The 13,221-nt window shown below is 44.7% G+C and carries 9 protein-coding genes and 1 riboswitch; of the genes, 8 read left to right on the plus strand and 1 reads right to left on the minus strand.

Features of this window, described 5'->3' with window-relative positions:
- Nucleotides 1–347 precede the first annotated feature (347 nt).
- Nucleotides 348–2,687, minus strand: coding sequence for a translocation and assembly module lipoprotein TamL (gene tamL, locus F1644_RS02505; protein ID WP_229782426.1), 2,340 nt, complete (start codon nt 2,685–2,687; stop codon nt 348–350).
- A gap of 48 nt (nt 2,688–2,735) precedes the next feature.
- Here tamL and F1644_RS02510 point away from each other — a divergent pair, with 48 nt between their 5' ends.
- The 8 genes from F1644_RS02510 (at nt 2,736) to F1644_RS02545 (ending at nt 13,050) form a co-directional block, all read left to right on the plus strand.
- On the plus strand, nt 2,736–3,503 hold the full coding sequence (locus F1644_RS02510) for an RNA methyltransferase (protein WP_118302165.1): 768 nt from the start codon (nt 2,736–2,738) through the stop codon (nt 3,501–3,503).
- Nucleotides 3,504–3,540: 37 nt separating this feature from the next.
- Nucleotides 3,541–4,083, plus strand: a complete 543-nt coding sequence (locus F1644_RS02515) for a porin family protein (protein WP_087420460.1) — start codon at nt 3,541–3,543, stop codon at nt 4,081–4,083.
- Nucleotides 4,084–4,225: 142 nt separating this feature from the next.
- Nucleotides 4,226–4,331, plus strand: a riboswitch (SAM riboswitch).
- Nucleotides 4,332–4,683: 352 nt separating this feature from the next.
- Nucleotides 4,684–5,847: a homocysteine biosynthesis protein gene (locus tag F1644_RS02520; protein ID WP_087420461.1), complete on the plus strand. Its 1,164-nt coding sequence runs from the start codon at nt 4,684–4,686 to the stop codon at nt 5,845–5,847.
- A 94-nt stretch (nt 5,848–5,941) separates the two neighbouring features.
- Nucleotides 5,942–6,364: an NIL domain-containing protein gene (locus tag F1644_RS02525; RefSeq protein WP_087420462.1), complete on the plus strand. Its 423-nt coding sequence runs from the start codon at nt 5,942–5,944 to the stop codon at nt 6,362–6,364.
- A gap of 35 nt (nt 6,365–6,399) precedes the next feature.
- Nucleotides 6,400–7,161 carry a UPF0280 family protein gene (locus tag F1644_RS02530; protein ID WP_209279524.1) on the plus strand — a complete coding sequence of 254 codons (762 nt, stop codon included), beginning with the start codon at nt 6,400–6,402 and terminating at the stop codon, nt 7,159–7,161.
- Between the two features lie 16 nt (nt 7,162–7,177).
- On the plus strand, nt 7,178–10,600 hold the full coding sequence (gene metH, locus F1644_RS02535) for a methionine synthase (protein ID WP_118302164.1): 3,423 nt from the start codon (nt 7,178–7,180) through the stop codon (nt 10,598–10,600).
- A 203-nt stretch (nt 10,601–10,803) separates the two neighbouring features.
- Entirely contained in the window at nt 10,804–11,757 is a 954-nt protein-coding gene (gene metF / locus F1644_RS02540; RefSeq protein WP_118302163.1) for a methylenetetrahydrofolate reductase [NAD(P)H], read from the plus strand.
- 3 nt (nt 11,758–11,760) lie between these two features.
- On the plus strand, nt 11,761–13,050 hold the full coding sequence (locus F1644_RS02545; RefSeq protein ID WP_118302162.1) for a Na+/H+ antiporter NhaC family protein: 1,290 nt from the start codon (nt 11,761–11,763) through the stop codon (nt 13,048–13,050).
- Nucleotides 13,051–13,221 lie beyond the last annotated feature (171 nt).

Genomic DNA, 13,221 nt, shown 5'->3' on the forward strand with positions numbered 1-13,221 from the left:
CATAATTTTCATAAAACTCAAATATACAACAACCCTGTTCCCATGGGTTGAATCCATATAAGGTTAAGCGTGGGAACTTTAGTATTACCGTTCAGAAGTATCCCCATACTCACTACAAGTAAATACATAAAGCCCCACGCCTATATGATATAATCAAATGAGTATACGATATAGCACGAGGGACGTTGTCTGCATTATCCATTGTAGTATTGAAATTGGGGATTTCCTGAACACGGATAATTCTTTAAACGCCTTGTATCTTCAATAAAATTACGTTCCAAAGATATAAATTATCTATTAAAACATAACTATTATTTTTATCTTTATTAGTACAAGATTAACATGACCTAGAACGGGTACCCGATCGCCACGTTAAACACGGACCGCTTGAATCCTCCACGCGAATCAAACAATACGAAACGATTTCCCACGGGCATGGAAGGATCTTTCACCTTGATTCCCAAATCAAAACGTAACAAAAAGAAATTAGCGTTCAACCTCAGACCCGCCCCCGTACCGATAGCAATCTGGTTAAAGAAATTATAATTCAGTTTTGCCCCGGAACGATTTTCTTTCGGGTTAATATTCCACACGTTTCCGGCATCCACGAACAACGCTCCCTCCAACAACCAAATCAACTTGAAACGGTATTCAATATTTCCCGCCAATTTGAAATCCCCCACGCTATTCGGGTATTTCTCCGTGGCCAGATAAGAACCGGGACCTAATGTCCTAGCCTGCCAAGCCCGGATGTCGTTTGCCCCACCCCCGTAATACGCCTCCTCAAAAGGCAATACCTTCATGTTTCCATACGGGTAACCACACCCCACGAAAAGACGTCCCACGAGTGAATTCGCCCGGTTGATATACCAGTTATAACGGTATTCGGCATCTGCTTTCACAAATTGCGCGTACCTAACCCCGAAGATTTTGTAATACTTTTCATTTAACGTTCCACTCGCAGAACTTTTACTTCCGGCAATCCCGTCTATAACGGAAAGAAAATTTCCCGAAGTCTCCGTGTTTACCCTGAAATAACTATAATTCGCAGTTTTCACGTTCACCTGCTGATCCGTGTAAGTGGCAGAGAAAACGGCAGAAAGGATCATATGGTCCGTGTAGGCATTTTTGATATACTCATTTTTCAAACCATCGATAAAATTCTGGTCCACATCCTTCATCAACACATAGTTCAAATCTATCAAATCAAAATTATACCTCCACTTTTTGTTCGCTTTCCGCCATAAATAACCGAAACGGGCATTAGCAATCGAACGGGTATAATACGGGGTATATTCATAACTATACGAAAAAGAAATCGAAGTCTTCGGGGCATAATTCCGCCGGAAATCTTTCATCTTGAAAAACGGCATCCAAAACTGCGGGGTCACGAGTTTCAATTCAGCTCCGATTTCCGAGGTATTAAATATTTTTCCCTCTCCATTGACCTGCTCTTTCCGCAAACTTCCCCAAATACTGGCCGAAATATTCTCCCCCGCACGGAACACGTTACGATGGTTATAGGTAAAATTACCTCCCACTCCCATGTTGCCCGAATTATGCGTCCCCTCCAAGAACACGTTATAGGATTGCCTCTTCACGGGCGATAACTGGATCACGCAGTCCAAAGCTTTCACGTCTCCATCCGACTCCACCTCTTTAAAATCGATATTCACCATCTTGAAAAGATTCAGCGCCTGCAATCGCACGTAAGTATCTATCACCCGCCGGGCATCGTACAATTCCATCTGCTGCAACTGGATGGTTTCTATAATCATTTTAGGCTTTATCTTTAGCTTATCCTTGTACAAGATATTATAACCATTGTAATACAACGTATTATACGTAGAATCCACCTGTTCTGCAGTCAGCATCGGGTCGTAATCAAAATTCACGCTGATGTTCCGCACGAAATAACGCCTGTAAGCGTTGCTATCCACGGCATTCTCTACCACCCGTACGAAAACTTTGGCCATATTTTCTTTAACCGCACTTGTTGTATCGGCAAAAAACTGGATAAAATTCTTTGAAAAATTGAAATACCCTTTTTCCCGGAGCATTTTCGTGATTCGTTCCCGTTCGTCATCCAGAACGTCAAGATCCAATGGAGCGTCTTTCTCCAAAAGAGTATTCACCGTATCCCGTCGAAAATTGGCCATCAACCCGCTTTCCTCGGCGATCTGGTTTACCCGTCCCCCCTCCTTATCATCAAATCGCACTTCCTGAATCCGGGTAACAGGTCCCACTTTCACGTGGTATTCCACAAACGCCTTCCTTTTCTTATAAAAGATCGTATCTGATACTTCCGCACTATAAAACCCTTTATTATGGAGATACAATTCAATCTGGCTGGCACTTCGTTGCGTCATGAAAGGATCGTAAATAACGGGAGCCTCCCCGATACGTCGTAACCATTGGTTAAATTTCTTTTTTTCATTCCTCCCGCTTAAATTATATAATCCCAGATGAAAACGGGCAACCCCCAAAATCCGGGTATTCGGTTTTTGTCGGATATTTCGTTTCAAATCAGACCGATTAAGCTTATAATCATCCACTTTCACCTTCACACGATCCAGCAAATACTCGTCTTTCCCGACATACTTCGTCGGTGAACACGAATAAAAAATGAAGAATATAAAAAAAATAAAACTTATCTTGTACGCTACCCGCATGCTCAAAAATCTCAAAAAAATACTATGTTTGTGTTTTAATTTTAACCAGCAAGCTTAAAAATGATGCTTAGCAAACACCTAACAAATGTAATTCAAAACCTTGAAAAAAAGAAATTCAGGGAAAAATATAATTTATACAAGGTAGAAGGAGATAAACTCGTACAGGAATTACTCCTCTCTGACATGAAAATAGATTCATTGATTGCCCGTCCCTCGTGGATCGAAAGCAATCAACAACACGTGAAAAAATATAACACGATCGAGGTAAACGAGATCGAGATGGGACGTATTTCCAATTTCAAATCCCTACCGGAAGTCATCGCACTAGCCGAAATTCCCATTAAAACATACAACCCGGAGGAGATAAAAGACTCGCTTTCAGTGATTCTCAACGGTATTCAAGACCCCGGCAATATCGGCACGATACTCCGGGTTTGCGACTGGTTCGGTATCCGGAACATATTTTGCGATCACGATTGTGCAAACATTTTTAACCCGAAATCCGTTCAAGCAAGCATGGGTGCAATATTCCGGGTGAACGTTTTTTACTTGGATCTTGTCAGTTTTATCCCCCGGTTCACGAACCCGAACTTTCCCTGTTACGGGACATTTCTGGAAGGAGAAAACATCTACCGGATGAACCTCCAAACCAAGGGATTTATCGTCATGGGAAACGAGGGAAACGGAATTACCGCGGGTATCGAACAACTGGTAGACCATAAAATAACAATTCCCAGTTTTGCACACAGTCTTTATTCGACAGAATCCCTGAACGTGGGAGTTGCCACTGGCATCATCCTTTCGGAATTCAAACGAATAGAATATAATTAAATAGATAAATCAATTATTTAAAACAAAAAAGGACAGTATGAAAAAATTAGTAATTTTAGCTCTCTTTAGTCTCATCGGTTTAACCACCATGGCTCAATCCTTACCTATAAATATCGGTATTCATGGCGGTTGGAATGACGCAAAAATCAAAGCAAAAGAATATAAAGTAGATTCGCATGGTGGATACATGATTGGTGCCTTCGCAAGAATCAATCTTGGGAGTATTTACTTAGAACCAGCCTTGAACTTTGCACACAAAGAAAGTAAAATCAAAGTCGGTTCTATCGGAAAATTCAAATACAGCTCCATCGACATCCCTGTTATGGTCGGATATAACATTCTCAAACTCCCCATATTCAAATTACGCGGATTCGCTGGTCCCGTTGCATCTTTCGTCACGAAAGATTTAAAAAGCGATTTCAACACGGACAAAATGATGTGGAACGGAAAAATCGGAGCCGGAGTCGATGTATGGAAAGTAACTTTCGATATTGACTACGAATTCGGATTAAAGAAATTCGGAGATGGGGTAAAAGCACCCAAATCATGGAACTTAACCTTGGGATTCAAGATTATCTAATCCCACCCTATTTCTAGGGTAGTTTCCTAAAATCGAGTAAACCGATTTTAGGAAACTACAGAAAAAAAATTATCAAATACTTGCATTATTCATTTATTCTGTTTTCCTTTGTCCCTATCAATTCAATCTGCAAGGATTGTTTGAATTATAAAGAGGAGTCGAGAGAACGGGCTCATGGAAACTCCGACAACCTGCAAGGCTACTTGCAAGGTGCCAAAACCCGACCTGAGAACCAGGAGTTATAATTTAAGCTGAAAGAAAATGAAAACAGAAACAACAAAACAAAACAGCATTTATTGCACTACAAATTGTAGCACTCTTTTCATTCATTCTATCGCCATGTCTATGCGTATGCGCTGCATGCGCTAATATTTTTTATACCCCGGACTTTTTATTTTAGATTTTTTTAATTTCAGATTTTTGATTGGGAAATTACACGTTAATTTTCAGGATTTCATGAATCGGTTTCAAGGATAAACCGTGTGAAAACGTGTCATTGCATACCATCAAATTATCACTAGGAATCAATTAGTTGCAAGGCAGCTAACAGATAAAAAATCAACAAAAAAAAATTTATCCATTAAAAAATTGTACAAGATCATGGCTAAAACATACGCAGAAATAAACGATAAAATCAAGAAAGGTACGGCTGTCGTGTTGACTGCCGAAGAGGTTGCAGAACTGGCAAAAACGCTCTCCCCGAAAGAGATCGCAGAGAAAGTGGATGTCGTGACCACGGCCACTTTCGGGGCAATGTGTTCCTCCGGGGCATTTTTAAACTTCGGACACGCTAATCCCCCGATTCGCATGGAAAAAATCGAATTGAACGGCATTCGTGTCAGTGGCGGATTGGCTGCCGTGGACACTTACGTGGGAGCAACTGATTGCAATCCGGAAAACCCCAGTTACGGGGGAGCCCACATCATAGAAGATCTGATTGCAGGTAAAGAAATCACGCTGGAGGCCTGGGGAAAAGGTACGGATTGTTATCCCCGGAAACATATCAAAACAGTGATCACCAAAGACACGATCAACGAGGCTATCCTGTACAACCCCAGAAATGCCTACCAGAATTATAACGTGGCTACTAATTCCACGGATAAAATTAAATACACGTACATGGGAACCTTGTTGCCAAAATTGCGAAACGCCTCTTACAGCACGGCCGGAGAATTATCTCCCCTGTTGAACGATCCGGAATGTCGCACGATCGGTTTAGGAACTCGTATTTTCCTCTGCGGGACAGAAGGATACGTCACTTGGAACGGAACACAATTCCACTCCACAAAAGAAACGAACGAACACGGTATTCCCACCAGCAATGCCCGCACGATTGCCGTGATCGGAGACTTAAAAAATATGAGTACGGAATTTTTAAGAGGAGTTTATTACGAAAAATACGGGGTAAGCATGTTTGTCGGCATCGGCATCCCCATCCCGATTCTGGATGAAGACCTTGCCCGCAGAGTATCTATCCGAAATGAACAAATAGAAACCACGGTTGTCGATTACGGAGACGGGAATAAGATTTTAGGTAAAACAAATTATGCCGCCCTGCAAAGTGGAGAGATCGAGGTCAATGGCCATAAAATCAAAACGGCTCCTGTTGCCAGCTTGTCAAAAGCCCGGCAAATTGCCGAGATTTTAAAGTCATGGATTCAGAAAGGAGATTTCCTGCTCACGGAACCCGTTCGCCCCATGCCAACAGGCACTTCTCTAAAAGGACTCCAAGAAATTGAAAATGGAGAATTGAAAAAAGATTAAGTGCTTGCCGATTCAACGATTACGTGATTTTATAATCATCTAATCGGAAATCACAGAATCAAATAATTAGTAAAATCTAAAATTAATAGCGGCTATGACTAAAAAAGTAATATTAACCTTCCCGGTTGACGCAACAGACAGACCCTTGACATACGACTTAATTCGTATCTATGATGTAAAAGTAAATATCCTAAAGGCGGAGATACAACCCGGAAAAACCGGATCACTCTTGATCGAAATGGACGCGGATCCCTTGAGAATAGAACAGGCTATCGCCTTCCTGAATGATAACGGGGTAACCGTAAGCCCTGTATCCAGCAAGATTTCTTACGACGAATCCCGTTGTATCAATTGTGGTAACTGTGCCTCGGCCTGTTTCTCCCACGCCTTGACGATCGAGGCTCCCGACTGGAAACTACAATTCAATCCCGAAAAATGTATCGCCTGCAAACTATGTTTAAAAGCTTGCCCGTTGAAACTTTTCAAGATTGAATTCAGTAATCCGGAAAGCTGCTAGACAATTGAAAATTGAAATTATAAATTAATTCGGTTATGATCGAGTACAAAAATCGCACATATCGGGAGCATTTGCAGAAAGAGCGCTGGTATTCTTTCACGGTTGCTTACAAAGAGACAGACCTGTGGATCGGAATAGATCAAGCATCTTTCCAAGAAAGCATACCTACATTCACGGAATCCCGAATCCGAACATTACGGGAATATATGGATGCTTACCTGCAAAATGATCCGGATTACGCCACGTCACTCGTTCCCTACGAGGCACAACCGGGAGCCCCGACCATTTTTCAAGAGATGTCTGAGGTGGCCAGAAAATCCGGAATCGGTCCGATGAGCGCAGTTGCCGGGGCTGTTGCCAGCCGAATTGGTCAAGAGGTCAAAGAAAAGTACGGGGTGCGGGAAATCATCGTGGAAAATGGCGGGGACATCTACGCAGACATACAAGAAAACATAGATATTGCCGTGTTTGCCGGGGCCTCTCCCCTGTCGGAAAAAGTGGGTTTCACCCTCCGGGCTGACCACGCCCCCCTGGGAATTTGTACTTCATCCGGAACCGTGGGTCCCTCTTTAAGTTTCGGGAAAGCGGATGCTGTCATGATTATTTGTAAAAATTGTGCTTTAGCCGACACGTACGCCACGGCTTTTGCCAACGAGATCAAAACAACAGATGACATCGCCCCCTGCATCGAAAAGATCGGGAAGACGAAAGACATCCTTGCCGCCATCTGCATCAAGGATGACAAAATCGGAATTCACGGCATTTTTGATTTAAAACTCTTTCATTCTAAACTTTAAATTCTAAATTACAAAAATGAACCTACAAGATCGCATATACATACTAGATGGAGCCACCGGAACAGCTTTGCAGCAATTCCGGTTGACAGAAACCGATTTCCGAGGCGAGGAATTTGCACAACACCCGATCCCCCTAAAGGGAAACAACGATGTGCTGAATATTACCCGCCCGGACGTGATTCGTCAGGTACATCAAAACTATATTGATGCGGGAGCCGATATTATCGAAACCAACACCTTCAATGCCAATGCTATTTCACAAACCGAATATGGCTGTTCGGAATGGGTGGAACGCTTTAACTTGGAAGGCGCCCGTCTGGCAAAAGAAACCGCAGCCGCTTGTAAAGAACGGAAAATTTACGTGGCAGGAAGTATCGGACCAACCGATAAATCCCTGACCCTCGCCCCCGATCCCGATCAACCGACTTACCGAATCGTGGATTTCGACACGCTGGCCAACGCATACGCCAGTCAGGTAACGGCATTAATAGAAGGCGGTGTAGATTTGTTGCTGGTTGAAACCATCTATGACGGGCTGAATGCGAAAGCCGCTCTTTACGCTATCGCAAAAGTACAGGAAGAGAAAGGCACGCATCTTCCCGTGATGCTCTCCGCCACGGTAAACGACAAAAGCGGACGTACACTGACCGGACAATCACTAGAGGCCCTGTTCACAAGCCTTTCCCACTACCCGATTCTCAGCTTTGGCCTGAACTGTTCATTCGGAGCGAAAGAGTTACACCATTTCCTGCGGGAACTGGCTCCACGCATCCCGTGTTACATCAGTATATACCCGAACGCGGGACTACCGAATGAAATGGGAGAATACGACGAATCACCGGAATTCACCGCTCTTTGTCTCCAGAACATGGCAAAAGAGGGATTGATCAATATTGCCGGAGGATGTTGCGGAACGACACCGGAACACATCCGGGCAATCGCAAACGCCTTGAAAGACATCCCCCCTAGAAAAGTCCCGACATCCAACCACCAACTAAAAGTGAGTGGTCTCGATACCGTCGTGGTGGATAAGGAATTAAACAATTTTATCAATATCGGCGAACGTACAAACGTGGCAGGTTCCGCTAAATTTGCCCGTCTTATCCGGGAAAAGAATTACACGGAGGCTGCCACGATCGCCCGGAAACAGATCGAGGCAGGAGCGTCTATCATCGACATCAACATGGATGATGCCATGTTGGACGGCACGGCCGAGATGGAACGTTTCGTGCGAATCATCAGCAACGAACCGGATATTGCCAAAGCGGCTTTCATGATAGATTCTTCCAAGTGGGAAACCATCCTTGCCGGGTTAAAAAACACGCAAGGAAAATGTATTGTAAACTCGATCAGCTTGAAAGAAGGGGAAAAAGACTTCCTTTACAAAGCCAAAGAAATTCAACGTCTGGGGGCGGCCGTGGTCGTGATGGCATTTGACGAAGAAGGCCAAGCCACGACATTCCAACGCAAAATAGACATTTGCCAAAGAGCTTACGACTTGTTGACCTCGCAAGCCGGATTCACTCCCGAAAACATTATCTTCGACGTGAATATCCTAGCCATCGGAACCGGCATCGAGGAACACAACAATTATGCCGTGGACTATATCGAAGCGGTACGCTGGATTAAACAAAACTTGAAAGGATGCCGCACATCCGGTGGTGTCTCCAACCTGTCATTCTCGTTCCGGGGAAACAACACGGTGCGGGAAGCCATGCACTCCGTTTTCTTGTACCATGCCATCCATGCAGGGTTGGACATGGCGATCGTGAATCCTGCCATGTTACAGGTATATGACGAGATCGACCCGATATTGCTGAAAGCCGTGGAAGACGTCGTACTAAACCGTACACCTGAAGCAACGGAAACCCTGATCACCCTTGCCGAAAAATACAAGGAAACGAAAGGAGAAGTAAAAACAGTGCAACAGGAAGAATGGCGGAACCGTCCCCTGGAAGAACGTCTCGGACACGCTCTGATCAAGGGAATCACGGATTATCTGACGGAAGACCTTCAAGAGGCACTCGCGCATTATGCCAGCCCGGTCGAGATCATTGAAGAACCTTTAATGAAAGGCATGGAACGGGTCGGACAATTCTTCGGGGAAGGAAAAATGTTCTTGCCACAGGTCGTGAAATCAGCCAAGGTTATGAAAGAAGCCGTACACATCCTGCAACCGGAAATCGAACGTCACAACGCATCGGGCAAAAACGTAACCCGCCGCCCCCGTGTCGTGATTGCCACGGTGAAAGGAGACGTACACGACATCGGTAAAAATATCGTGAATATTGTTCTGACCTGTAATAATCTGGATGTAATCGACCTTGGTGTCATGGTTGACAATCAGAGTATTGTTAAGGCTGCCAAAGAACACGAGGCAGATATTATCGGAGTCAGCGGTTTGATCACGCCCTCTCTGGGGGAAATGGAAAACCTGTGCGAACTGTTGCAAAAAGAACAATTACAAGTTCCCCTACTTGTTGGCGGGGCTACGACCTCAACCGTGCATACGGCCGTCAAACTAGCACCTAAATACGATTATTGCGTTGTATCAGGCGGTGACGCATCCCGGACCGTGGGAATCATCAAGCGTTTACTGAATGACCGGGAAAATTATATTCGTGAAATAAAAGTTGAACAAGAAAACATTCGAACTTTGTACAATCAACATCAACAAAAACAAATATCACTCGAAGAGGCTCGCCGGAGAGCCCCTCGGTACGATTGGGATCACATGGAGCCCACAACTTTCGGAGAACACAATCTACTGGTAAAACGCTTGAATCTCGAAGATTTAGTGGAAAGAATCGACTGGACACCATTTTTCCATTTCTGGGGATTCAAAGGGATATACCCGGAAATCATTTACACGAACGACGAGGCGGACCGTACTTACCAGGCAGCACTGGATATGCTGGGTAAAGTGATCGCCGGAAATGAATTTGACGTTTCCATCATTGTCCGTTTCTTTGATGCCTATTCGGAGCATGAAGACATCGTTCTGGATGGTCAATATCGATTCACGATGCCCCGACAGCAAGCGGACTTGGAAGAGTGTCTTTCACTGGCTGATTTCGTCATCCCGAAAGAAAAAGGAATTGGCAGCGTGGGACTATTCTGCTTGAAAGTACAGGATGATCACCAATGCAACGATTGCCGTGATTTTGAACACTTGTTACGAGGAAGTCTCTGTGCCCGGTTAGCAGAAGCCTGCGCGGAATGGATGCAGGAACAAGTCAATGAAGGAACTCACATCATCCGTCCCGCTTTCGGTTACCCGACTTGCCCGGATCATGCGATGAAGAAATTGGCCTTTGACATTCTGGATGCTCCTGCCCAGATCGGGGTACGCCTCACCGAGGGGTATTCCATCTATCCCTCGACAAGCCTGTGTGGTATGCTGATTTCTCATCCTAAAGCAAAATATTTTAGCGTATAAGACTCTAAAATAAGATAAAAGTAACAAACTCCCTCCCCCCTTCGGGGTACTCCCTCTATAAACAGAGGGAGAGCTGGAATACTCCCTGTTTTCGGGAAGAGTCACCAACTCCTCCTCTGTTTATAGAGGAGGTGGCAGCAAAGCTGACGGAGGAGTTTGAACTCTAAAATAGATAAACTATTGGAATCTAAAAATCTAAAATTATGAAAGTCATCGACATACTCAACAATACAGACAAAGCGGTATTCTCTTTCGAGCTGGTACCGCCACTAAAAGGCGGAGACATCAATAAAATATACGAGGCCATCGAACCCTTGATTGCCCTTGCTCCCCCATTCATTAACATTACCTTTCACCGGGATGAAGTGGTATATCGTGAATACCCGGACGGAACGATCAAAAAAGTTACCGTGACAAAACGCCCCGGTTCCGTGGCACTGGCCGCAGCCATCATGAGACGGTACAACGTGGACATGGTTCCTCATATCGTGTGCGGGGGAGCCACCCGCCACAAGATCGAAAACGAACTCATAGACTTGAATTTCCTTGACATTGAAAACGTGATGGCACTCCGGGGTGATCCCATACCGGGAGAACGTTTCTTTACTCCCGAAGAAGGCGGACACCAATATAGTTGTGAACTGGTAGAACAAATCACTCGCATGAACCACGGCCAATACTTGGATGACACGCTGACAGATGCCGTTCCCACGAACTTCTGCATCGGGGTTGCCGGATACCCGGAAAAACATTACGAGGCACCCAACCAAGCCTGTGACATCGAGAACCTGAAAAAGAAAGTCGATGCGGGAGTGAATTATATCGTCACCCAGATGTTTTTCGATAACTCCAAATTTTTCCAGTTTGTCGATAAATGCCGGGCGCAAGGAATTAACGTACCTATCGTACCGGGATTAAAACCCATATCAACATTCAAACATCTGGAAATGCTCCCACGTACATTCAGTATAGACATCCCACACGAACTGGTTAAAGAGATTCGTTCATGCAAAAATAACAAGGAGATCAACCAAGTCGGTATAGAATGGTGCGTGGCACAGAGTAAAGAACTCATCGCACACGGGGTTCCCGCCGTTCATTACTACACGATGGGGAAATCGGAAAATATTCAGGAAATTGTAAAACAAGTTTTCTAAGCTATGCAACAAGAAACTAAACCAAACTTTTGGGCACTAACTCCCTTGATCGTATTTTTAAGTATCTACCTGATCGCCTCTATCATCATGGGAGATTTTTACAAAATGCCGATCACGGTAGCATTTCTCGTCTCTTCCGTTGTGGCCGTGGCCATCTCTTCCGGGGGAAAACTCCACAAACGGATAGACCTATTCTGTAAAGGAGCCGCCAACAGCAATATCATGCTCATGGTATGGATTTTTATCCTTGCCGGGGCATTTGCCCAAACGGCAAAAGCCGTGGGGGCGGTAGATGCGACTGTTAATCTCGCTTTATCCGTACTTCCGGACAGTCTCTTACTCGCGGGGATGTTTATTGCCGCCTGTTTCATTTCACTTTCCATGGGAACTTCTGTCGGTACGATCGTGGCCCTTACCCCCGTCGCCGTCGGTATTGCCGCACAAACAGGCATAAACACACCTTTCATGGTAGCCATCGTGGTCGGAGGAGCCATGTTCGGGGATAACCTATCCTTTATCTCCGACACGACCATTGTTGCCACCCGCACGCAAGGCTGTAACATGAAAGATAAATTTAAAGTCAATAGCTTAATTGTCATCCCGGTTGCCATACTCGTAACTATCGTTTACCTGTTCCAAGGCAGCGAAATAACAACAACACCCAACACCACCCCGATCGAGTGGTTAAAAGTAATTCCTTACATTTTGGTACTTACCACCGCATTAGCTGGCGTGAATGTCATGATCGTACTTCTACTCGGTATTCTCTGTTCCGGTATAGTCGGGATAATTACCGGAAGCATTCAATTCTGGGAATGGATTGCCGCCATGGGTACGGGTATCTCCGGCATGGGAGAACTGATCATTATCACGTTACTGGCAGGCGGAATACTCGAAATGATTCGCTACAACGGGGGAATTGCCTACATCATTCAGAAATTGACAACTCATGTCAAATCAAAAAAAGGAGCCGAATTAAGTATTGCCGCCCTCGTCAGTTTCGCCGATTTATGCACGGCAAACAACACGATAGCCCTCATCATGTCCGGCCCCATAGCTAAAGATATTGCCCGTCGTTTTGGCGTCGATCCCCGGAAATCAGCTAGCCTGCTAGACACGTTCTCGTGTTTCGTGCAAGGTATCATTCCCTACGGGGCACAATTACTCATGGCCGCCGGTCTAGCCTCCATTACCCCGCTAGCCATCATGCAGTACCTCTACTACCCGTACTTGATGGGTGTTGCCGCCCTTTTGGCTATATTCTTCCGCTATCCCCAGAAATACTCTTTATAAATCTAATAGTTCAAATATTTCATTTTAGAACCTGTTTAAATTTCGCATTGATAAGATAAAAATATTGGGAGTCAGTTGTTCAAGAGACATTCGCTGTTACTCTATTGTTTGGCTAGGTCTTCTCCGTGCTTTCTCCGTGTCACTTGCGAGTGATCACCGGAGGAAATACAT

The organism is Butyricimonas paravirosa, assembly GCF_032878955.1.
Taxonomy (GTDB): domain Bacteria; phylum Bacteroidota; class Bacteroidia; order Bacteroidales; family Marinifilaceae; genus Butyricimonas; species Butyricimonas paravirosa.